This is a genomic window from Flavobacterium sp. 9AF, assembly GCF_902506265.1.
Classification (GTDB): Bacteria; Bacteroidota; Bacteroidia; order Flavobacteriales; family Flavobacteriaceae; genus Flavobacterium.
Genome location: NZ_LR733556.1, coordinates 502,278 through 523,639, shown reverse-complemented (window position 1 = coordinate 523,639; position 21,362 = coordinate 502,278). Strand labels below are relative to the sequence as shown.

The following is a 21,362-nucleotide window of genomic DNA, read 5'->3' as shown; positions in this document are numbered from 1 at the left end:
ATTAATCAATATTTGGCCTACTTATAACAGGCGTTTGGCAAGATTGCGAATTTTGTAGTAAATTCACGTTTATTTCTCGCAAGAAATTTTATCTTTAACAGAAAATAATCGGTTCCGAAGCTCGCAACCTCGCCAAGCGCTGGAACGTTATGTGCAATAAAAACGAAACAAGAAAATGGAAATATCAAAGAATCAAAATGACGCAGTTAACGACATTGTAGAAATGGTAGTTAATGTTATCGGAAAGGGGTCAAGGGAAATAGATACAACCGAAGCAATTTCCAGTACTGCAAGACTAGCTGGAAGCTTTTTATTTAGGTCATTTGACTTTAAGATAAATGATGCAAAACCTGGAACTGTAATGCTTTCTGAAGAAGCAAACATGAAAGGACCACAATTGGTAAATATTACTCATGCAGTACTGAATAATTTTGGAATCCAAATTGACAATAATAAAATGTCTAACGGAAATCAAAAACATGCAGAAAGTAATTTTGTAAACGTAATTAGTAAAGTGCAAGGACCTGCCTTAGACATAATGAAAAAAAGGGAATTGAATTACGAACAAATGGCACAATCTTCAGCAATTGCGACAGCATTTATAATACAACAAAGTGGTAACATTACTCCCGAAGAAGGATTTGGAATTGCGATTTACCATTATATCGAAGGAACAAAAACGAATCCACCTGAATTCAATTTAGTAGCTAAAAACGAATCAAAGAACCAAGAAGGAATGAAAAGTGACGGACAAATAAAACCTTGGTGGAAAATATGGTAAAGTTTACTGCACATAACAGCACCTACCCAAAAGGCGGGGTTTCGTGTTCCAAGGACAGTTCTGTAGTTAATCATACATTGGAATTTCAAATCAAGTTTTGTAGTAAAAGTCCCGCCCTTCGGGTAGCTGCAAAACGTTAGTGGCAAGCGTACCGAACCGACACAACAAATGACAAACAATAATAAATTATGAGATTTTTACTGACAGTTTTTATTCTGACAATTTACACAACAGTATTTGCTCAACAAGCAACATCAAACGACAGTATCTATACAATTCAAGACAGTGTATTAATTCCAACAAAAAGTGGAATTAATATTTCTGCAATAATTGTTCGTAAAAAGGCAAACAAAAACCCATTACCAGCAATCCTATTTTATACTACATATAATCAAGGTTCAGGCGATGCGATATTTGGCAAAAGGTCTGCCGACAAGGATTATGTTGGAATTGTGGCTTATGCAAGAGGAATAAGGACAGATTTAAAACACTATGCACCCTATGAACACGAAGGGACTGATATTTATGATATTATTGAATGGATAAGTAAACAAAGTTGGTGTAATGGAAGTATTGGAATGTTTGGCGGTAGTTATACAGGTTTCTCTCAATGGGCAACTGCTAAAAACGTCCATCCAGCATTAAAAACTATTGTTCCGCAAGTGGCTGTTATGCCTGGATATGATGCACCAATGGAAAATAATGTGCCTTTTGGAGGTATTTTACCTTGGGCAAATGACAATATTTACAAAAACAAACCTTATAAAAGAGAATTAGTATTTGAGTGGTTTGAAAATGGAAATTCCTTTCGAAGTTTAGACAGTCTGGGTGGGCAACCGAACCCTATATTTCAAAAATGGCTTGCTCATCCTGCTTATGATAGTTATTGGCAATCAATGGTTCCAACACCTGTCGAATATACTAAAATTAATATCCCAGTTTTATCAACCACAGGCTATTATGATGGTTCTCAAATTGGTGCCATTCAATATTTCAAACTACATACTAAGTATAATAAAAACGCAAATCATTATTTTGTAATAGGTCCTTATGACCATTGGGGCGGGCAACGCAAGCCTGCTAAAAAATTAATGGGTTATGAAATTGACAGTATAGCTAATATTAGTATGATGACTTTGGCTTACGATTGGCTTGACTATATACTAAAAGGTAAGCCGAAGCCTGAATTGCTGAAAAATAAATTTAATTATCAAGTAATGGGAACAAACGAATGGAAACATAGCTCAACACTTGAAAAAATCAACAACGATACTTTGACTTTCTATCTCGATAAAGCAAGTCTAAAATCATCTAAACCAAAGAAAAAAGAATTTCAAAAACAAACAATAGACTTTAAAAACAGGGAAGTCGAAAACACATATTACACACCTGAAATTATTTTTGACACACTTGATGCAAGCAATGGGTTGGTTTTTACGACAGAACCTTTTCAAAAAGATTTCAATATCAATGGCTCATTTTCTGGTAATCTTTGGACAACAATCAATAAAAAAGATTTGGATGTTTCATTAGCTCTTTATGAACTAATGGCAGATGGTAAATATTTTTTTCTTACAAGATATGTAGGTAGAGCAAGTTTTGCAAAAGACAATACTAAACGACAACTTTTAAAACCTAACAAAAGAGAAAATATTTCCTTTAACAATACTCGTTTTGTAAGTAAGAAGATTAACAAAGGAAGCAGACTTGTTATCTTGCTCAACATCAACAAGCATCCTTTTGAAATAATCAATTATGGTTCAGGAAAACCTGTATCTGACGAAACAATAAAAGATGCTGGAGAACCATTGCAAATTAAATGGCACAATGACAGTTTTATTAAAATCCCAATATGGAAAGAGTAATCAGTTAGACAAGAATGCCAGCCACTAACAGCAGTTTGGCAAAATGGCGGGTTGAGTGCTAAATTGAACATTTGGTTTTCAAATGAAGTTTAGTGCTAAATTGAAAGTAAGTGCTTCAAAGTCCGCCACTTCGCCAAGCTGCAAAACGTTGGTATGCAATTGGCTGTTGATTCCGGAAGTATTTTTGCGCAATGAATCCGATGAATTTTAGTGGAAAAATAGTTCAGAAAAGAGTAGTATTTTCTTGGCTCAAGTCGTTCGATAAAAACCGTAGAAAGTTTACTTTCAATACGTTTGACAACGTAAAAGACTTGGCTAAGTTATAAGAAAGAAATGACAAAGTCAAATTTCTGACTTAAGAAGTATTGCACTAAACCTTCATCGGCTACCTTTTATTGACGATCGCCTAGCAAAGCTAAGCACCATAAAACAAGGTTCATTGAAGTAGAGAATGCTAAAAAATATTTTAAAGGAGGAATCGAGCCAACTACGTTACTGATTTCAGCAACCAAGCCAGAAACAGTAACTGCACACAACTGCCAGCTAAAAGAAATGCCTTGGTGCTTTTCTATTGACATTGGTTAATTTTATAAAAATTATTTTATATTTGAAAAGCCACTGAACGAAGGCACTTCTTTTAGCTGGCTTAACGTTAGCGGTCATTGTAAAACGACACTCAACAAATAACAAACAAAATGAATGATATAGAAATTATCGAAATCAAGTCTGACCAAATCAAACAATATAAAACGTTTTTAACTTTTGGACTTGTTAATGACGAAGAGAATTTTAGAATAACACCTAATGATGACTTAAATGCACCTTTTCCGACCAAAGACAAAGTTGATAGTTTTACCCTTGGAGCTTATTCAGACAATCAATTAGCAGGCATAGTAAGTTTTGCTCGTGACGGTGGCGACCGAGAAAAATTAAGACATAAGGGTGTTCTATTTAGAATGTATGTTTCTAAACACTTTCGGGGACAAGGAATTGCAAAAAAACTAATTCAAGCATTACTAGAAAGGGTAAAGCACATCACAGACATTGAGCAAATCAACTTGACAGTTATATCCAATAACGACAATGCAAAAACGCTCTATGAAAAATTTGGCTTTGTAACATTTGGCTCCGAAAGCAACGCAATAAAATGGAAAGGAAAATATTTTACTGAAGACCAAATGACATTGAAACTAAAATAAAAATTGTACACAAAAACAACGAACCGCTAACAGACATTTAGCGCGATTGGGGTTTTAGGCTAAATTTAAAGATGGTTTTGTATTTGGATAGTTTGTGTTTAACCGAAAAATCTCGCATCTTTAGTCCCCAACATCATAAAGCCGACGTAAAGTTAGCGGTCATTCTAAAACGACACACTGCGAAAATAAATACAGACAAAAAAATTAAAATTAACATAACGGACAACGATTTGACAAATTCCAAAACTTTACATTCCGAACTTGAATTTATTGACAAATCTGTTTTCAAAATTTGTGGACTTGAACTAACAAACGTAGAACCCGAAGCGGAAAGTCAAGAATATTTTGCTCACAACTTTTTACTTAACGGACAAAACATAAAATTTCGGAAAGCAAAAATTACACCGACAAAAATTGGACAGTTTGTAACTATTTGGAAACGCAACGAAAAAGGAATAACCGAACCTTTTGACATTTCGGACAAATTTGAATTTTATATAATTGCGACACGACAAAACGAAAAACTTGGACTTTTTATATTTTCAAAAACAGTTTTGCATGAGAACAAAATTTTATCTGACAAAACTAGAGATGGGAAACGTGGAATTAGAGTTTATCCAACTTGGGACTTGACCACAAATAAACAAGCACAGAAAACACAACTTTGGCAGTCAAAATATTTTTTAGACATTTCGCTTGACAGAGAAATTGACTTAGAAAAAGCGAGAAACTTACTAAGTTTAGAAAAATAATATGACGACATTGAGTAACGGAACAAAAGAACGAACCGCTAACATCGTATTGGTAATAGGCGGGCTGAATGGCTTCGTATCAATGGAAGTGCAAAGTTCAACTTCTGTTCTTCGATTAAAGTTCAGTGCTAAAAATCCCGCCCATCGCCAATACGCGGCCCGTTAGCTACAAGCTTCAAAAAAATCGTAGAAAAAATGCTCAAAAAAGACTTTGATTTATTTAAACAGAACTATAAAGAAAATTGTAAAACTGAAAGTGAAAATTCAGCAATTCTTGAGTTATATTCATTCATATTAAAAAACGAAGTCGTTGATAGTGATGTTTGGACAGTTGGTGGAGGAAATGATAATGTAATAAGAATATTAGAATTCTATTTTTCGGAAACAGATTGGAAAGAATTGGAAACTGAACTAGAAAATTGGACAACTAACCAATTAGAGATTTTTACCGAAAGTATTTTAGAAGGAAGCGGGCAAAATGAAAACAATGAATTTAATTCAACAGTAATGAAAAGATTTCATTTACTTAAAAAGTTATTAATTATTGGGGAAAAACGCGATAGATATAGAAATGATATTTTCTTGGCTTTATTTGACAATATCGAATTCTTAAATAAATGCAAATCAATTACGATAAAGGATATAACAGAAATTGCAAATTATTTCAACTATTTTGAGAGAATAAAAACTGAAAACATAAAAGATGATTTGATAATTCAAACGTTAAAAAGAATAATTGAAAAAGCCAGTAGCTAACAGGCGTTTGACAAGATTGCGAATTTTGTAGTAAATTCACATTTACGTTTCGCAAGAATTTTTATCTTTAACAGAAAATAATCGGTTCCTAAGCTCGCAACCTCGCCAAGCTGCGAAACGTTAGGTGTCATATTACAGAAACGTAGAACAATATCATGAAATATAGTATTAGCATATTATTTTATTTTTTTTCTTTTATCATTATTGGGCAAAATAAATCTATGGATTATAATAAAAATCAAAGTGATTTTGATTTTATTGCAACTGAAGAATTAAAAGCAGAGTTTAATGTAAGTGAAAATTCTAAAAATAAAATTCAAATAATTGCTAAAATCACAAATGACACTATTATTTCTATTTATTTGAAAAACAACACAAAAGATTCACTACTTTTAAGCAAGCAAGATTGGCATTTGTACTTAATTCAAGAAGCTAAAAATAAAAAAGAAGAATGGAAACCGATAGAATATTGGAGTTATTCTTGGTGTGGTAATAGTTATTATTCTGAGAAAATTGAAAGTGGTAAAATTATAAAAACAGATACTGAAAAATACAACGGAACATTTGAAACTGAAATTAGATTCAAATTTTTAATTAACAACGAAATATTTTATTCAAATCAATTAAAATGTAAAATTGATATGATTCAATTTGAAATTCCAGAAAAGTTTACAAAACATTCAACTTATAATAATGTTTTAAGAGTTTCAAATAAAGAACTTGCTGAAAAGGTTATGTTTTTAGAACCTAACGCAATAGAAGAGTTTTCTGAAAAACAGAAAATTTGGAGAAATAGGATTATTGAAAAAAATAAGACTGGAAAACAAACTAAAAGTAAAAAAAGATAGATAAAAAATACGAACTACTAACAAGAGTGCCTGTTGCACAATTACTATTTTTCCAGAACAATTAAAAAAACATATTATAAAATCTCTTTTAAAGCGATTCTTTTTAGTTGAAGTGCACATACTCTAAAGAACATATATTACTATCGATCAAAAAATAAAATTTGAAAAGTATCTAAGCTAATTATTTAATAATCTTTAATGAAAAAAATAGTCTTAACAATCGCATTCTTCCTACTTTCAATTATAAGTTTTGGACAAACACAATCTGAAATGAATGAGGAAGAAAATCAAAAATATTTGCAGGCGGATAAAGAACTTAATGAAGTATATTTAAAAATAATGAAAGAATATAAACATGATGTTGAGTTTATTGCCAATCTAAAAATTTCCCAAAACTATTGGATTAAATTTCGTGATGCTGAAATGAACGCAATTTTTCCTAAAAAAGATAAAATGCTCAATTATGGAAGTGTATTTCCAATGTGTTGGAGCATTCAGTTAACTAAATTAACTAAAGAAAGAACGGAAACTTTAAAAAAATGGTTGAAAGGTGTTGAAGAAGGAGATTTGTGTTCTGGATCAATTAAAATTAAATGAAAACATCCTTGAAGATAATTTTAACATATTGGTTTTTTACTATATTTAGAATTATTTTATGAACTTACTTACAGCTTATATAAATTAAATAAAACGCATACATATCTTGGAATATAAATTATATCAAATAGATGCTTTTACAGATTCAATTTTTGGTGGAAATCCAGCTTGTGTCGTTCCATTAGACCAATGGTTGTCTGACGAAATTTTGTTGAAAATAGCAAAAGAGAATGCAGTAGCTGAAACTGCTTTTTTTGTAGACAAAGGTGAGAAAATACATTTGCGATGGTTCACTCCTGAAATTGAGATGGATTTATGTGGACATGCAACTCTTGCAACTGCGCACTGTTTAGCAACAATTCTTAATTGCAAAAAAAATCAAATTGTATTTGAAACGCTAAGTGGTGATTTAACTGTAAAAATCGAAAATGGATACTATAAAATGGACTTTCCATCACGAATGCCAATTATAGACACTTTGCCTCCACAAATTGCAAAAGCATTAAATATTCAACCCAAAGAAATTCTAAAATCGAGAGATTATGTTTTAGTATATGAAAACGAAACAGAAATTCGAGACATTAAGATAGATAAACAATTATTTGATCAAGTTAATCTCGATCCAGGTGGCGTTATTGTTACTGCAATAGGAGATAATTGCGATTTTGTTTCCCGATTTTTTACACCTCAAGCATCCCTCTTAGAAGATCCAGTAACTGGCTCTGCACATTGTTCTTTAATCCCATTTTGGTCAAAAAGACTGAATAAGAAAGCACTATATGCAAAACAAGTTTCAGAACGATTAGGCAAGTTGTATTGTGAAGACAAAGAAGATCGAGTTATTATTAGTGGACAAGCCAAAACATATTCTATTGGTAACTTTTGGATAGAATAGAATTAAAAGCGAAATGTAGTTTTTTATAAAAAAAAATAGGCTAAATAATTTTAAAAGATTAAGCTTTATAAAATATTTGCTATTGAAACAACGTTTTCCGATTTATATTAAATAGCTATGAAACAAATCGTTATATTGACTAATTCTTTTTATTAAAATGATAAACTTTGAAAAAGAAAGCGAATAAAACATATTAATAAAAATACTAATTTATTTTCACCGTGCTACCGATTGATCACGACTTTGTATTGCTCTACATCTTGTATGGATTACTTTGTTGCTATATTATTTATAAAATAGGAAGTGAGTCAAAGCGCAATAAATTTCGTTTTATAAGTTACTTAATCATTAGTCTTTCTTTAAATGGATTTCTATTTTATGATGCTGAAAATTTTAAAGGAGGTGGTTCATTAGCGGTTTTATTTAGTTCAGGAGTTTTATTTTTATTTATTTTAGTTACATTAATATTAGATGCACTAGTTATCAATTGGAAAAGAAAGAATGTTATACGTTAAATAGGATGCTACTTTTAAATTGAATTGATGGATTATTTTTATAATTGGAAATAGATTTGATCTTTAAATACATATAATAAATTAATTTTGCTCGATACAGAAGAAATTATACTCAATCGTTTTGCACAAGATCAAAAAACTCTTGAAGAAGTTCTCATGTGGTTTGACGCATTTGATAAGCAAAAACAACGAGAATTAGTTTTTTTGACTAATTTTTATTTGAGACAAGCACATCCAAGTCAAGAACTAATTGAAAATGCAATTTATCTCATTCCTTTAAAGCCAACCTATACACCTATACAATTACTTAAAGTAAAAAACGTAAAAGTTGCCTTGCAAAAAATAATCGCATTACCTGATCATGAAATGAGAAAAGCTTTTATTACACTTATAACATTGTTTAAAATATCGGATACGTATAGACGAAAGGTTTGGTGTAAAAATGGTTGCCACCACGAATGGCATAATTTAAAATAGTTTAAAAAAACAAATAGTTGTAAAATTGGCTGAGTATGTCTTACTTTGTAAAGATACTAATAAGTATGTTTTATGAAAAAAGCGGCCGCAACTCGAATGCATATTTTGCAAAAAGCCTTTGAACTTATTTATGAAAAAGGATACCAAACAACCAGTATAGATGATATTCTAGCTACTACTAAAGTTACTAAAGGTGCTTTCTATTACCATTTTAAGAATAAGGAGCAAATGGGTATTGCTATTATTAATGAATTACTAAAACCCACACTCACAGCAAGTTTCATCGCACCCTTGGAAAGTAAAGAAAATCCTCTGGATATTATTTATAATCTTATGGAACATCTATTATTGCAAAATGATTTTTTACGTTTAGAATATGGTTGTCCTGTGGCAAATTTTACCCAAGAAATGACTCCTTGGAATATAGATTTTAGTAATGCATTACATGAGATTACCCAACTTTGGATTTCCAGTATGACTGATCTTTTAGAAAAAGGTAAAAAAGAAGGTGTTATCAAAGATACTATTAACGCAAATGCTCTCACAGTTTTTGTAATGTCGGGTTATTGGGGAATTCGCAATTTTGGAAAATTGGAAAATTCTAAAAATGTATATACTGTTTATTTAGAGGAACTTAAGCGTTATTTAGGAAGTATGAAATAAAATATATTTAAAAAACATACTAATTGGTATGTTTTTTAAATATATTTGCATCGTAAAACAGATACGATGTATAATTCCCTTTTATTTTTTCATTCTATAACCCGTTGGTTGCTTTTAATAGGCCTAATCTATACAATATGCAATGCTTACAAAGGCTATACTAAAAAAAAGCATTTTACTAAACTGGATAATGCCTTAAGACATTGGACAGCTACAATAGCACATATTCAGTTAGTTATAGGTATTTTGCTCTATATTAAAAGTCCCATAATCTCTTATTTTTGGAACAACTTTTCAGAGACAAAAGAGCATTTAGACTTATTTTTCTTTGGTATCATTCATATCACAATGATGTTTATAGCTATAGTTATTATTACTATTGGTTCTGCATTAGCTAAAAGAAGAATAACTCCCAAAGAGCAGTTTAAAACTATTTTAGTTTGGTTTTTAATCGCTTTACTATTTATTTTAATAGCCATTCCCTGGCCTTTTTCACCTTTAGCAAACCGACCTTATTTTAGATAATATGATTATGATACATTTATTACAAACAAAAATTGGCAGATTACGATTGATAGGTTATTTAGAAGGAATTTCTTTATTGCTGTTATTATTTTGGGCAACCCCAATGAAATATTTTTTTAAAGATGACAGCGGAACAAAAGTATTAGGCCCAATTCATGGTGCTTTGTTTTTACTTTTTATTTTCAACACATTAAGCGTGGGTGTAGAGCAAAATTGGAAATTTAAAAAAACAACGTGGCGCGTACTTTTAGCTTGTTTAATTCCCTTTGGAACGTTTTATATAGATACCAAAATTTTGAACAAAATTAATCCAAAAACATGAAAACATTCTTTATAATTATTCTTATATTCGTTGTATTATATGGATCATTTAAAACATTTCTTTATGTAACGAAAGAGCCTCAATTAATTTCCAAAATAAAAAATGGAGCAATAATTTTAGATGTACGCACTTCATCTGAATGTAAAAAAGGGCATATTAAAGGAGCTATTATTATTCCGTTAGGTGAATTAAGAACAAGGTATGTTGAGCTAGACACTTCGGTTACTTATATAACGTGTTGTTCCCATGGATTGCGAAGTGTAAAAGCAGTGAACATATTGAAAGAGAGAGGTTTTAAAAAAGTATGTAATGGTGGTGCTTGGGAAGAGTTGCAAAGTCAAATAATTCAATCAAATAAATAAACCTATGATTTTAGTTTTTAAAACTAGTGTACGTACACTACATGAAATTCAAAAAATTAAACCTTTATTAAATAAGTTATTCTCTTATACAAAATGGAATTTTGATTTGGAAGATTGCGACAATATTTTCCGAATTGATAGTCCACTAGAAATTTCAGATGAAGTAATTACCATTTTTAATGAAAACGGACATGAATGTATCGCTTTAGAAGATTAATAGCTATTTAGTTGAATTTTGTTCTTTTCCACAAAGTGTGAAGTTCCAGTTCCGCAAAATCTCCTGACTTTGAGGCAAAGTGAATACCACTTTTATTCCATTTATTTAAACTAAAGAATTCTCATTAAGCAAGTTTTTAAAGAAATAAATTTTTATATTTAAACTCAAGATCAGAAGATTTTTTGCTTCGAGGTTTGGTTATGGTTCTCACCACTACTTTAACCCATATTTAATAATCACATAAACCGTTGCTACACTTTGAGAAGCACGCAAAATAAAAGATAGCGTTTGGAAAATTGGGAATGGACAAATGAATATGTAATTAGCACCCCTATAGGGGATGATTTTACTTTTGATGTAGCAAATTATGACTCCTTCTTCTAATAGATGGATACAACCTAAACAGAACGAATGAGAATGGTATTGTTGGGTATAAAAGCACTATTTTTATGTATACTGTTTATGAAGAATTTGTTGGTATAGAAATCTCCTTTAAAGGAAGTATAACAGAAGATAAAGAAGTGGAAATTGTCAACGCTATAATTTCTAATTTACAAGTAGTAACCACTAGAGCCATTAGTTATACTAAAAGTAAAATATAAGCATATTTTTTTAATAAAAACTAAACTTAAAAACACCCCTTACGGAAAACCGTAAAGACCTTCTAAAAAAGCTTCTTATTTTTACAAAAACAAAACAAACAAAACTCACCCTAAAAGAAAATGTAAAGACAATTTGCCCTTTACTACGTATAAATACGTACAAAAAAAAGGAAATATACGTATAAATACGTATTGCAAGGGTAAATAGAATAGGTTAGATTTGAAGGGAGAAAAATAAATAGCTACTTAAAATGAGATGACCATGTATGATTTTGTCATACATATAAACTAGTTATATGAAAGCCTTACAAACTTGTGTATAAATAATTATTAAAAAAAATGGCGCTGAATCGATATTATTGGCCAACTAAATTTACTAGCCGTTTAGACTTTTTAAAACAAGGAGTAAAATGTGTATTTCTTTCACATCAAAAAAAAGACAAAGAAGAAGCTAAAAAAATTGCTGATTATTTAATAAATGCAGGTGTTGATGTATATTTTGATGAATATGACAAAGATTTGAAAATTCATCATCAATCAAATAATGCAGCTGGCGTAACAAACTCAATTAGAAACGGTATCAATAACAGTTCGCATATGATTGTTTTGGTTTCACCTAATACTTTATACTCAACATGGGTTCCTTTTGAAATTGGATATGGATATGACAAAACAGAAGTACTATCTCTTTGTCTTAAAGGAATTACAAAAGGTACTCTTCCAGAATATTTAAAATCTACTAAAATTATTCGTGACATTTATGATTTTAATATTTTTTGCGAGAATATTACAGGAGTCAAAAAAGAAAATTTAATATTAGAATCAAAATTAAAGGATTACAATTCTTTTAATAATCCGTTAGTAAACATTATGGACACTTTAATTAATGAAAATTATTAATATATGAAATGGGCAGATTATTGCGTGAGCAAACTGAATTTAGATGAACATGGAATGATAGACAGCATTCTTTATTGTGAAGATATGGGAGATAAATTAGGTTCTACTTTTTATGAGAAGAATCGAAATTGGATGGTTCAAAAAGTTTCAAATGGTAATTCATTCTGCTCAATTAAAAAAAATGATGATGGCTCATGGAATAAAATCGGGGATTTCACCTATAAAAATGGTCTCTTTAATTGGTTTATTGTTCCCAAAAATATTACTAGAAGAAAAACATTTATTAGTTATTATCATAAAGAGGATCAATATTACAAGGAAAAATTCAAAGCACTTTTTGATGATTTGATTGTAAACAAATCAGTTGAGGATAATGATATAGATCCTGATAATAGTGATGGTTATATAAAACAATTAATACAAAAAGGATATCTAGCAGACACCACTGTATTAGTTGTTCTTATCGGCAAAAACACCAAACATAGGATGCACATTGATTGGGAAATTTCGGGGGCATTAAATGTGAAAGTTGGAGAAAAATATTCGGGATTATTAGGAATTATTCTCCCTAACCACCCAGATTTTGGAACTGAAAAAGCTACATATAATTTAATGCCTGCTAGACTTGCAGACAACTTCAAATCGGGATATGCAGTAATAAGAGATTGGACAGATGATAGATTAAAGATGCAAGAATATATTGAATTAGCGTTTGAACAAAGAACGAGTAAAGCAACTGAAAGAGTTAATTCTAGAACACAAATGCAAGAAAATACTAATTAAAATGAAATATCCTTTAAACATACATATAGTTTGGCATCAAGATTCACCAATATCAAAAAAAATAGCAACAGAACTGTATAATACTTTTAGCCGAGATTATAAGAAACCACTTTCTAGAGGTTTAGGAATTCCAGTATATTTTAGATATAAAAAATTATCTGACGGTTCAATACTACCAATTGATTTCACTAATGCAGAAAAAAATGTAATTATTTTATTAATTGATGAAGAATATTTTGACGATGATGTTTATGTAGGATATACAAAACAGCTATTAGAAGAAGTTGATAATAATAACAGAGTATTTCCTATTACCTTATATGAAAAAGCATATACAATATCATCTGAGTTAAGCAAAATACAATTTACAAATGCTAGAGTATTTTTAAACCAAAAATTAGATTTGGAACTTGAAGAAGATTTGACAAAGGCTATTGAAAAGATAAAATTTGAAATATTACATGATTGTTCTAGACTTATAATGGACTTTCAAAAGACTGCTGATGATACTGAAACTGACCGTATTAATTCACCAGTTAAATTATTCTTAAGTCATGCAAAAAAAGATGGTGAGATATTAGCAATCAAGTTTAAACAATTTATCGAAAATAATTTAAAATTAGATGTTTTTTTTGATACGGTTGACATTGCAAATGGTTATGATTTTGCAGAACAATTTAGTCAAAACATTAGCGAATCTGCTTTATTAGTATTTCATACTGATGAATACTCAAATAGGGAATGGTGTCGAAGAGAAGTTTTACTTGCTAAAAAACATAAATCGCCAATTGTTGTTGTTCATAGTATTAAAAATGGAGAAAGTAGAGCATTCCCTTATTTAGGGAATATGCCTACAACTGTTTTAACAGAGGAGAATGATTACAATTTTTACAAAATAGTTTACTTAACTCTTATCCAAGTATTAAATAATTTGTACCAACATCGTCTCCTTTCTCAGTATAAAGAATTTATTCATAAGCAAGTTTATACTCTTACCTCTCCACCAGAACTAATAAATTTAATTCATTTGGAGATGAATGAGGAGGAAACGATTGTTCTTTATCCCGATCCACCTTTGGGCATTGAAGAGACATCAATACTAAATAGATTTAATAAGAATTTAAAATTTGTTACGCCTATAACTATTAATAAGATTTAAAATGACAGATGAAAATAATATATCTGGTATAAATACCGAAGATTTAAAGCCAGAATTTAAACTTTCACAAAATGAAAAATCTTTCCTTTTTGATAAGTCAATTGCTATTTCTGTTTCAAATAGTGAAAATTTAAATGAACTTGGTCTCGATGAGCAACATTTAAATGATATTTCTATAGAATTAGCACGTTATATAATTTCTAATGATGGAACAGCTCTATATGGTGGCGATTTAAGAGAAAATGGTTTTACAAAATATTTTGAAGAATTATCATCTCAATACACAAGAAATGATGATGATAGATATGCATTTATTAATTATTTTGCTCATCCATTTCTAAACAAAATAGATAAAAAATTTGAACGTGAGTTTAAATCAAAAAGAATTGGGCTTAAAAAAATTAGTTGTCCAGAACATATTAATTTTGACTTTGATAAAAATTATCAGCCAACTAATGAAGTCAATGATAGATATATATTTGCAGAATGTTTTAGGGTATTACGAGAAAAAATGACAGAAGATTGTAATGCAAAAATTATTGTTGGTGGTAAGTTAAGTAACTATCTCGGATATATCCCTGGCGTTTTAGAAGAAGTAATTTATCAAATTGAATCAAAAAAACCTTTATACATAGTTGGTGGATTCGGTGGGGTTGCAAATGAAATATCCAAATTAATTTTAGGAGAAAACTCTTATTTTTTAAGTAATGAATTTCAATATGACTGTTCATTTTTAGAAGAATTTAAAGACTTTGTAAAAGATAAATATAACTATTATGATTATGAAGTGATTAATAATCTTTTTGTAAACTTTAATTTGAACACACTTTCAAAAAATAACTTACTTACTGAAGATGAAAATAAAAGATTGTTTATATCTAAAAACATTCATGAAATAACATATTTAATAATGAAAGGAATGAACAAGGCCTTCATATAACAGCTAAGGTTTCGTTGCGTTCGGAGCACGAACAATGAAACCAGTGTTTAACGGAATCGTTGAGATTCCAGTTCCGCAAAGTCTCCTGACCAAGACTGTAAGGAACTTTCTTTTTCAAGTTTTTAAACTATTTAATTTATTAGGATCTCCACAACAGTGTATTATCATTTGATTAATAATGTCATTTTGCATTTGATTGCAAAATGACATTTTAGGGATTTTATATCCTTTTAACTTATTAAGTTTTATATATGCTAAAAGTAATATTGACGCTATCAAAATTATATAAATCATCACTTGGATTCCATTCCATTGTCTTGAAAAATAATGCTTGAAATTTAATTCTTGTTTTATAAACCTAAAAAATCTTTCTATATCCCAACGTCTTTTATAAATTTCTATTATCTGCTCTGCATTAAATTCATTTTCAGGCAGATTACTTAAAAAAAGTATTTTTTCTCCATCTGACTTTAATATTCCTTCAACTAATCGGAAAATTGTTTCAGTTTTTTTACCATTGCAATAGAGATGTACTTTGCTATGTTTTGTGAGACTAATTATTTCATTTTCAAAATTTAAAATAGTTTCTATACTGTCTTTTTCAACTTCATATTTTGATGCTTTATAGATTCTAGTTACAAAATATTTTTGCTGATTTGATAGTTCGACCATTTTCTTTCTCTCTTTCATTCCTCTGTCAAAAACAGCAATATCTTCCTTATTAGCAATATGATCCTTAAGAATATCACCTAACGCTAAATCCTCGCTAATCATCTTCTAATCTTTATGAATTTTTACATTAAATGGTAACTCATTAAATCCAACTGTAAACTTTATACTATTTCTACCTTGTTCTCCTTTTTTGTTTTTACACCCCATTCTGCATTCCAAAATGTAACAATGAAGCTGATAAACTAGTAATCGTTGAATCATACAAACTTAATCTTACTTTGTCTTTTTCATTGAGTTTGTCTTGAAAAACAGCAACAGTGTGATTGTATAATTTTTTAAAATATTCAACATTTATACTGCCAATTCTATCAGCAATACTGCTATGACTAACAGTTTTATCTTTTGGAATTTGAGTATACTTGCAAAAGAAATGATTTTCATAAAAATTTTCAAATACCCTTGAACTAGCTCTGTTTTCATTCAAAATGCCAAAAACACAAAGTTTAAACAACTCTTTCCCTTTTAGTTTTTTTGCATTCCAATCAACCATTGTTTCTTGAGCAAAAAAATCAAGCTTATCCTCAGAAATATATCCCAATATTTCATTTACTCCAGTATTGATCTTCATTTTCCATATATGTTATTGATATATAGGAAAGTAAAAATAACACTTTTTATTACATTTATAAAAGTTCCTTACAGTCTTGGTCTCCTGACTTTGAGTTTTATTTTAGCTAACTCTCATAAAATTTTAACTCAGCCACCTAAAATTTTACGTCAAGGACCTAAACTTTTACGTAGGGAGACGTAAAGTTTTACCTCAGGAGCCTAAAATTTTAAGTCGGAGACCTAAAACTTTAGGTTATTGGAAGTTTTTTACTAGTAGTTTACTGCCAAATGGTCTTTGTAGACTGTTGTATGTATAATAAAACCAAACCATATTACGAAATCAAAAGTTACAGTTGTGCAACCAAACTCACTATTCATTATTTATATTGCATTACTTAATCGTGTATCATGAAATACTTGTTACTTATTTTTTTACTTTTTATAACGTTTAGTTGTAGCCCTCTTTTTATAATGAAAGAGTTAAAAGCTAAAAAGTTCATGAAGACTACATTAAAAGAAAATTATCAAGAGCAATACAAAGTAGATTTTGTAGGAACATGGCATGAGTTTGGTCGAGTATACGGATTTCAGTTTTATATTGTTGAAAATAAAGAAAATCCTATAGCATTAGAATACTATTTATCGGATGAAAGACCCTTTACGTTTGATAAAAGGACTTTTGAAACACAATACCTAGCTATTAAAAGAACGATACAAGAGTCAGAAGAACTAGAAAAAAAGATTTCTCAGTATTACCCAAATGGCAAAGCGTTTTCCGATAGAATTGAAAATAAAGATAGTTCGTTTCGTTATGTGAATAGAATTTACACGGCAATGCCTTTATTGAATAATGAACAGACTTTTAAAGCATTAGATTCCTTATGTAAAACAATAGTTAGTAGTGTAGAGGAAAAGGAAGTGATTTATAATTTTTATTTTGCAAAAGAAGTAGATACAATTACTTATAATGAAGATCGATTTGCTTTTTTTGCATTTGATAATTTTAGTAGAAAATATACCTTTCATTATCGAGTGGATTTTAAAAAAGATAAGGATACTTTTGAAATTGTTAATCGAAAATTATACGATGATTTTAGTGAGGAACAAAAAGACCAACTGAAACAATCTATAGAAAATTGGAAAATTAAAAATATTGATTTTAAAGATTGGAAGCTTTCCTTATTATATGAGGATAACATCGATCGAGAGGTGTTACATAAAAAATTTATGCTTGAAAATGCTCTTAAAGAAAAAAGGTTTGGTTATATTCATGTTGAAACGCTTCAAATTACTATGGAATAAACAAAAAAACTTCACTTTTCTCCTTTCTAACTTCTAAATTTTTCCTATATTTGCTTGCAATTTAATCTAAATTGCAAGATGAAAGCACACACAACTAAAATCATCGGAGAAGGCCTTACATACGATGATGTATTACTCATTCCAAATTATTCCCAAGTTCTTCCTCGTGAAGTAAGTATTCAAACAAAATTTTCTAGAAACATTACATTAAACGTTCCTATTGTATCTGCTGCGATGGATACCGTAACCGAAAGTGCAATGGCAATTGCTATGGCGCAAGAAGGTGGAATAGGGGTTTTACATAAAAACATGACTATCGAGCAGCAAGCGGCTGAGGTAAGAAAAGTAAAACGTGCTGAATCAGGCATGATTATCGATCCCGTTACCTTGCCTTTAACCGCTACTGTAGGTGATGCTAAAAGAGCCATGAAAGAGCATGGTATTGGCGGAATCCCTGTGGTAGATGATACTTTAACATTAAAAGGAATTGTAACCAATAGAGATTTGCGTTTCGAAAAGAAAAACGAACGTCCTATTACTGAGGTGATGACTTCAGAAAACTTAGTTACCGCTCAAGTAGGTACCACGTTACAACAAGCAGAAGAAATTTTACAAGATCATAAAATTGAAAAACTATTAGTCGTATCTGAAGGGAACAAATTAGCGGGTCTAATTACCTTTAGAGATATTACTAAATTGACTCAAAAACCGATTGCCAACAAAGATTCTTACGGTCGTTTGCGTGTGGCTGCTGCTTTAGGAGTTACTGCAGATGCGGTGCAAAGAGCGAGCGCTTTGGTACAAGCTGGAGTAGATGCAGTTATTATTGATACGGCTCACGGTCATACCAAAGGTGTGGTTGATGTTTTAAAACAAGTCAAAGCTGCTTTTCCAGAATTGGATGTAGTGGTTGGAAATATAGCCACACCAGAAGCCGCTCAGTATTTAGTAGATAATGGAGCAGATGGTGTTAAAGTGGGTATTGGTCCAGGTTCTATTTGTACCACTCGTGTAGTAGCGGGTGTTGGGTTTCCCCAATTTTCAGCAGTTTTAGAAGTGGCCGCAGCCATTAAAGGCAGTGGAGTTCCTGTAATTGCAGATGGTGGTATTCGTTATACGGGAGATATTCCTAAAGCCATTGCTGCAGGAGCAGATTGTGTAATGCTTGGTTCTTTATTAGCGGGAACCAAAGAATCTCCAGGTGAAACTATCATTTTCGAAGGAAGAAAATTCAAGTCGTATAGAGGAATGGGTTCGGTAGAAGCGATGCAAGAAGGATCGAAAGACCGCTATTTTCAAGACGTAGAAGACGATGTGAAGAAATTAGTTCCAGAAGGAATTGTAGGACGCGTACCTTATAAAGGAGAATTAAACGAAAGCATGCAACAATTTATAGGTGGTTTACGTGCTGGAATGGGCTATTGTGGTTCAAAAGATGTGGCTACTTTACAAGAATCGGGACGTTTTGTGAGAATTACAACTAGTGGAATAGGGGAAAGTCATCCGCATAATGTAACGATTACGAAAGAAGCTCCAAATTATTCTAGATAGTTAAGTCGAAAGTCGAAAGTCTGAAGTCAAAAGTTTTGAGTCGATAGGCTGAAAGGTTTAGCTTTTACTTAATTTATTATAATTGTATAACAAAAACTTCTCGATTTTCGGGAAGTTTTCTTTTTTTGAAAGGGTGCTAATGTTATTTTTAGCTTTATATTTGAAGTGGTAGAAAACGAACTATATTCAATTAAAAATTTTTAAAAAGAAATGCCAAGATATAAAGAAAATGATTTGCCCAAATCAAAATTAAACGCTAGTACGCTAAGCAAAGCACTTCAAATTTTTAAATATGCAACCCACCACAAATGGAAGTTTTATCTCGGTTTGCTTTTTTTATTGCTAACAGGCGGAACGGCTTTAGCTTTCCCAAAGTTATTGGGGATGTTAGTCGATTGTGTGAATAATAAAGATTTAGTACAAGCTCGAAATATTGCTCTAGGGTTAATGGTCATTTTGTTGTTACAATCTTTCTTTTCCTTTTTCAGATTGTCGTTATTTATCAATTTTACAGAAAATACCTTAGCGAATATTCGTTTGGCTTTATATAGTAATTTAATCAAGTTACCCATGGATTTTTTCTCTCAAAAACGTGTGGGAGAATTAAACAGTCGCATCAGTTCAGATATTACTCAAATTCAAGATACCTTAACAACCACCATTGCCGAATTTTTAAGACAGTTTATTTTAATCATTGGAGGTGTAATTTTTTTAGCAACAATCAGTTTAAAACTAACTTTAATGATGCTTTGTATTGTGCCTGTAGTGGCAGTTGCAGCTGTTATTTTTGGACGTTTTATTCGTAAGTTTTCTAAAAGTGTACAAGATCAAGTTGCGGAAAGTCAGGTGATTGTTGAAGAAACCATGCAGGGAATTTCGAATGTAAAAGCATTTGCTAACGAATGGTACGAAATTGCGCGTTATAAAGGAAAAATTAATGAAGTGGTGAAACTGGCTATTAAAGGAGGGGTTTACCGTGGGTATTTTGCTTCTTTTATCATTTTCTGCTTATTTGGAGCTATAGTAGCAGTAGTTTGGTACGGAGTTACCTTGTGTATTAATGGTGATATTGATGGAGTAGGAGAGTTAATTTCTTTTGTATTGTATTCTACTTTTATTGGTGCTTCTTTTGGAGGTATAGCCGAATTGTATGCGCAAATTCAAAAAGCAGTAGGTGCTACCGAACGTGTTTTTGAACTTTTGGATGAGGTTCCAGAAAAAATAAATGATTTAAGAAAACCGAGTATACCAAAGATTAATGGAAAAGTAAGTTTTAATCATGTAGGATTTTCATACCCTTCACGACCTGAAATACAAGTTTTAAAAGAGGTTACGTTTACTGCGCAGCAAGGTCAAAAAATTGCTCTTGTAGGACCAAGTGGTGCTGGAAAATCGACTATTTCCTCGCTATTACTCCGTTTTTATGCTATAGATAAAGGAGAGATTTTAATCGATGATAAGAATATCAACGATTATGATTTAGAAAACCTTCGAGGCAATATGAGTATAGTGCCCCAAGATGTGATTCTTTTTGGCGGAAGCATTCGAGAAAATATTGCGTATGGTAAACCTGATGCTACAGAAGAAGAAATCATCACGGCTGCAAAACAAGCCAATGCTTTCGATTTTGTAAACGGTTTCCCTGAAAAGTTTGATACTTTAGTGGGTGAACGTGGTATTAAATTGTCTGGTGGTCAAAGACAACGTATTGCTATTGCGAGAGCTTTACTGAAAAATCCTAGTATTCTAATTTTAGACGAAGCCACCTCTTCTTTGGATAGTGAAAGTGAAAAACTGGTACAAGAAGCTTTAGAATATTTAATGCAAGGACGAACCAGCATTATTATTGCCCATCGTTTGTCTACCATACGAAGTGCAGATGCTATTTTAGTATTAAATGAAGGAAAAATTGTTGAAAAAGGAACGCATAAAGAGTTACTAGAAATAGAAAACGGAATGTACAAGAATTTAAGTTCGTTGCAATTTAGTGAGTATTAAAAATAAAAACTTCTCGACTACTTTTATATTCGAGAAGTTTTTTTGTTTAAATAAATTTCATTTTCATTTTAT

At 30.8% G+C, this 21,362-nt stretch carries 26 protein-coding genes; 23 read left to right on the top strand and 3 right to left on the bottom strand.

The window, feature by feature from the left end:
• Nucleotides 1-175: 175 nt before the first annotated feature.
• On the top strand, nucleotides 176-781 hold the full coding sequence (locus HALO113_RS02620) for a hypothetical protein (protein WP_159777545.1): 606 nt from the start codon (nucleotides 176-178) through the stop codon (nucleotides 779-781).
• A 188-nt stretch (nucleotides 782-969) separates the two neighbouring features.
• On the top strand, nucleotides 970-2,646 hold the full coding sequence (locus HALO113_RS02615; RefSeq protein ID WP_159777544.1) for a CocE/NonD family hydrolase: 1,677 nt from the start codon (nucleotides 970-972) through the stop codon (nucleotides 2,644-2,646).
• Between the two features lie 392 nt (nucleotides 2,647-3,038).
• Here HALO113_RS02615 and HALO113_RS02610 read toward each other — a convergent pair whose 3' ends face one another.
• Nucleotides 3,039-3,224: a hypothetical protein gene (locus tag HALO113_RS02610; RefSeq protein ID WP_159777543.1), complete on the bottom strand. Its 186-nt coding sequence runs from the start codon at nucleotides 3,222-3,224 to the stop codon at nucleotides 3,039-3,041.
• Between the two features lie 117 nt (nucleotides 3,225-3,341).
• Here HALO113_RS02610 and HALO113_RS02605 point away from each other — a divergent pair, with 117 nt between their 5' ends.
• The 18 genes from HALO113_RS02605 to HALO113_RS02520 all read left to right on the top strand — a co-directional run bounded on the left by HALO113_RS02605 (nucleotide 3,342) and on the right by HALO113_RS02520 (nucleotide 15,158).
• Complete coding sequence (locus HALO113_RS02605) at nucleotides 3,342-3,845, top strand: GNAT family N-acetyltransferase (protein ID WP_159777542.1); 504 nt, start codon at nucleotides 3,342-3,344, stop codon at nucleotides 3,843-3,845.
• A 230-nt stretch (nucleotides 3,846-4,075) separates the two neighbouring features.
• Entirely contained in the window at nucleotides 4,076-4,597 is a 522-nt protein-coding gene (locus HALO113_RS02600; RefSeq protein WP_236554578.1) for a MepB family protein, read from the top strand.
• A gap of 195 nt (nucleotides 4,598-4,792) precedes the next feature.
• Nucleotides 4,793-5,353 carry a hypothetical protein gene (locus tag HALO113_RS02595; protein ID WP_159777540.1) on the top strand — a complete coding sequence of 187 codons (561 nt, stop codon included), beginning with the start codon at nucleotides 4,793-4,795 and terminating at the stop codon, nucleotides 5,351-5,353.
• 221 nt (nucleotides 5,354-5,574) lie between these two features.
• The gene (locus tag HALO113_RS02590; RefSeq protein WP_159777539.1) at nucleotides 5,575-6,201 is read left to right on the top strand and encodes a hypothetical protein; all 627 of its coding nucleotides are present in this window, start codon (nucleotides 5,575-5,577) and stop codon (nucleotides 6,199-6,201) included.
• 198 nt (nucleotides 6,202-6,399) lie between these two features.
• Nucleotides 6,400-6,798, top strand: coding sequence for a lysozyme inhibitor LprI family protein (locus tag HALO113_RS02585; RefSeq protein ID WP_159777538.1), 399 nt, complete (start codon nucleotides 6,400-6,402; stop codon nucleotides 6,796-6,798).
• Nucleotides 6,799-6,904: 106 nt separating this feature from the next.
• Complete coding sequence (locus HALO113_RS02580) at nucleotides 6,905-7,693, top strand: PhzF family phenazine biosynthesis protein (RefSeq protein ID WP_159777537.1); 789 nt, start codon at nucleotides 6,905-6,907, stop codon at nucleotides 7,691-7,693.
• A gap of 260 nt (nucleotides 7,694-7,953) precedes the next feature.
• The gene (locus HALO113_RS02575) at nucleotides 7,954-8,208 is read left to right on the top strand and encodes a hypothetical protein (protein WP_236554576.1); all 255 of its coding nucleotides are present in this window, start codon (nucleotides 7,954-7,956) and stop codon (nucleotides 8,206-8,208) included.
• 87 nt (nucleotides 8,209-8,295) lie between these two features.
• Complete coding sequence (locus HALO113_RS02570; protein ID WP_159777535.1) at nucleotides 8,296-8,685, top strand: DUF5958 family protein; 390 nt, start codon at nucleotides 8,296-8,298, stop codon at nucleotides 8,683-8,685.
• A gap of 72 nt (nucleotides 8,686-8,757) precedes the next feature.
• Complete coding sequence (locus tag HALO113_RS02565) at nucleotides 8,758-9,348, top strand: TetR/AcrR family transcriptional regulator (RefSeq protein ID WP_159777534.1); 591 nt, start codon at nucleotides 8,758-8,760, stop codon at nucleotides 9,346-9,348.
• Between the two features lie 66 nt (nucleotides 9,349-9,414).
• On the top strand, nucleotides 9,415-9,873 hold the full coding sequence (locus HALO113_RS02560; protein ID WP_159777533.1) for a hypothetical protein: 459 nt from the start codon (nucleotides 9,415-9,417) through the stop codon (nucleotides 9,871-9,873).
• Nucleotides 9,874-9,880: 7 nt separating this feature from the next.
• Entirely contained in the window at nucleotides 9,881-10,195 is a 315-nt protein-coding gene (locus tag HALO113_RS02555) for a DUF3817 domain-containing protein (RefSeq protein ID WP_159777532.1), read from the top strand.
• Nucleotides 10,192-10,557: a rhodanese-like domain-containing protein gene (locus tag HALO113_RS02550; RefSeq protein ID WP_159777531.1), complete on the top strand. Its 366-nt coding sequence runs from the start codon at nucleotides 10,192-10,194 to the stop codon at nucleotides 10,555-10,557. The genes HALO113_RS02555 and HALO113_RS02550 overlap by 4 nt, the downstream gene beginning before the upstream one ends.
• 4 nt (nucleotides 10,558-10,561) lie before the next feature.
• Nucleotides 10,562-10,774, top strand: coding sequence for a hypothetical protein (locus HALO113_RS02545; protein ID WP_159777530.1), 213 nt, complete (start codon nucleotides 10,562-10,564; stop codon nucleotides 10,772-10,774).
• 449 nt (nucleotides 10,775-11,223) lie between these two features.
• Entirely contained in the window at nucleotides 11,224-11,376 is a 153-nt protein-coding gene (locus tag HALO113_RS02540; protein ID WP_159777529.1) for a hypothetical protein, read from the top strand.
• 339 nt (nucleotides 11,377-11,715) lie between these two features.
• Nucleotides 11,716-12,276: a toll/interleukin-1 receptor domain-containing protein gene (locus HALO113_RS02535; RefSeq protein ID WP_159777528.1), complete on the top strand. Its 561-nt coding sequence runs from the start codon at nucleotides 11,716-11,718 to the stop codon at nucleotides 12,274-12,276.
• Nucleotides 12,277-12,279: 3 nt separating this feature from the next.
• The gene (locus tag HALO113_RS02530; RefSeq protein ID WP_159777527.1) at nucleotides 12,280-13,059 is read left to right on the top strand and encodes a TIR domain-containing protein; all 780 of its coding nucleotides are present in this window, start codon (nucleotides 12,280-12,282) and stop codon (nucleotides 13,057-13,059) included.
• Nucleotide 13,060: 1 nt separating this feature from the next.
• The gene (locus tag HALO113_RS02525; protein ID WP_159777526.1) at nucleotides 13,061-14,218 is read left to right on the top strand and encodes a toll/interleukin-1 receptor domain-containing protein; all 1,158 of its coding nucleotides are present in this window, start codon (nucleotides 13,061-13,063) and stop codon (nucleotides 14,216-14,218) included.
• Nucleotide 14,219: 1 nt separating this feature from the next.
• Nucleotides 14,220-15,158, top strand: a complete 939-nt coding sequence (locus HALO113_RS02520) for a hypothetical protein (protein WP_159777525.1) — start codon at nucleotides 14,220-14,222, stop codon at nucleotides 15,156-15,158.
• A gap of 114 nt (nucleotides 15,159-15,272) precedes the next feature.
• Here the strand turns inward: HALO113_RS02520 and HALO113_RS02515 are convergent, their stop codons facing one another.
• Both HALO113_RS02515 and HALO113_RS02510 read right to left on the bottom strand, forming a co-directional pair.
• Nucleotides 15,273-15,932 (bottom strand): transposase, encoded by a 660-nt coding sequence (locus HALO113_RS02515; protein ID WP_159777524.1) that lies wholly within the window; start codon nucleotides 15,930-15,932, stop codon nucleotides 15,273-15,275.
• Between the two features lie 94 nt (nucleotides 15,933-16,026).
• Nucleotides 16,027-16,458: a hypothetical protein gene (locus HALO113_RS02510; protein ID WP_159777523.1), complete on the bottom strand. Its 432-nt coding sequence runs from the start codon at nucleotides 16,456-16,458 to the stop codon at nucleotides 16,027-16,029.
• Between the two features lie 479 nt (nucleotides 16,459-16,937).
• On the opposite strand from HALO113_RS02510, the gene HALO113_RS02505 reads away from it, so the two are divergent.
• The 3 genes from HALO113_RS02505 (at nucleotide 16,938) to HALO113_RS02495 (ending at nucleotide 21,290) form a co-directional block, all read left to right on the top strand.
• Nucleotides 16,938-17,741, top strand: coding sequence for a hypothetical protein (locus tag HALO113_RS02505; RefSeq protein WP_159777522.1), 804 nt, complete (start codon nucleotides 16,938-16,940; stop codon nucleotides 17,739-17,741).
• 78 nt (nucleotides 17,742-17,819) lie between these two features.
• Nucleotides 17,820-19,292 carry an IMP dehydrogenase gene (gene guaB, locus HALO113_RS02500; protein WP_159777521.1) on the top strand — a complete coding sequence of 491 codons (1,473 nt, stop codon included), beginning with the start codon at nucleotides 17,820-17,822 and terminating at the stop codon, nucleotides 19,290-19,292.
• 210 nt (nucleotides 19,293-19,502) lie between these two features.
• The gene (locus HALO113_RS02495) at nucleotides 19,503-21,290 is read left to right on the top strand and encodes an ABC transporter ATP-binding protein (protein WP_159777520.1); all 1,788 of its coding nucleotides are present in this window, start codon (nucleotides 19,503-19,505) and stop codon (nucleotides 21,288-21,290) included.
• Nucleotides 21,291-21,362 lie beyond the last annotated feature (72 nt).

Bases quoted from the DNA above. Each gene is read 5' to 3' on its own strand.
- HALO113_RS02495 (WP_159777520.1), top strand. From the start codon at position 19,503: ATGCCAAGATATAAAGAAAATGATTTGCCCAAATCAAAATTAAACGCT.
- HALO113_RS02560 (WP_159777533.1), top strand. From the start codon at position 9,415: ATGTATAATTCCCTTTTATTTTTTCATTCTATAACCCGTTGGTTGCTT.
- HALO113_RS02540 (WP_159777529.1), top strand. From the start codon at position 11,224: ATGTATACTGTTTATGAAGAATTTGTTGGTATAGAAATCTCCTTTAAA.
- HALO113_RS02610 (WP_159777543.1), bottom strand. From the start codon at position 3,224: ATGTCAATAGAAAAGCACCAAGGCATTTCTTTTAGCTGGCAGTTGTGT.
- HALO113_RS02535 (WP_159777528.1), top strand. From the start codon at position 11,716: ATGGCGCTGAATCGATATTATTGGCCAACTAAATTTACTAGCCGTTTA.
- HALO113_RS02595 (WP_159777540.1), top strand. From the start codon at position 4,793: ATGCTCAAAAAAGACTTTGATTTATTTAAACAGAACTATAAAGAAAAT.
- HALO113_RS02555 (WP_159777532.1), top strand. From the start codon at position 9,881: ATGATACATTTATTACAAACAAAAATTGGCAGATTACGATTGATAGGT.
- guaB (WP_159777521.1), top strand. From the start codon at position 17,820: ATGAAAGCACACACAACTAAAATCATCGGAGAAGGCCTTACATACGAT.
- HALO113_RS02565 (WP_159777534.1), top strand. From the start codon at position 8,758: ATGAAAAAAGCGGCCGCAACTCGAATGCATATTTTGCAAAAAGCCTTT.
- HALO113_RS02510 (WP_159777523.1), bottom strand. From the start codon at position 16,458: ATGAAGATCAATACTGGAGTAAATGAAATATTGGGATATATTTCTGAG.
- HALO113_RS02620 (WP_159777545.1), top strand. From the start codon at position 176: ATGGAAATATCAAAGAATCAAAATGACGCAGTTAACGACATTGTAGAA.
- HALO113_RS02590 (WP_159777539.1), top strand. From the start codon at position 5,575: ATGGATTATAATAAAAATCAAAGTGATTTTGATTTTATTGCAACTGAA.
- HALO113_RS02520 (WP_159777525.1), top strand. From the start codon at position 14,220: ATGACAGATGAAAATAATATATCTGGTATAAATACCGAAGATTTAAAG.
- HALO113_RS02505 (WP_159777522.1), top strand. From the start codon at position 16,938: ATGAAGACTACATTAAAAGAAAATTATCAAGAGCAATACAAAGTAGAT.
- HALO113_RS02550 (WP_159777531.1), top strand. From the start codon at position 10,192: ATGAAAACATTCTTTATAATTATTCTTATATTCGTTGTATTATATGGA.
- HALO113_RS02545 (WP_159777530.1), top strand. From the start codon at position 10,562: ATGATTTTAGTTTTTAAAACTAGTGTACGTACACTACATGAAATTCAA.
- HALO113_RS02585 (WP_159777538.1), top strand. From the start codon at position 6,400: ATGAAAAAAATAGTCTTAACAATCGCATTCTTCCTACTTTCAATTATA.
- HALO113_RS02615 (WP_159777544.1), top strand. From the start codon at position 970: ATGAGATTTTTACTGACAGTTTTTATTCTGACAATTTACACAACAGTA.
- HALO113_RS02530 (WP_159777527.1), top strand. From the start codon at position 12,280: ATGAAATGGGCAGATTATTGCGTGAGCAAACTGAATTTAGATGAACAT.
- HALO113_RS02605 (WP_159777542.1), top strand. From the start codon at position 3,342: ATGAATGATATAGAAATTATCGAAATCAAGTCTGACCAAATCAAACAA.
- HALO113_RS02525 (WP_159777526.1), top strand. From the start codon at position 13,061: ATGAAATATCCTTTAAACATACATATAGTTTGGCATCAAGATTCACCA.
- HALO113_RS02515 (WP_159777524.1), bottom strand. From the start codon at position 15,932: ATGATTAGCGAGGATTTAGCGTTAGGTGATATTCTTAAGGATCATATT.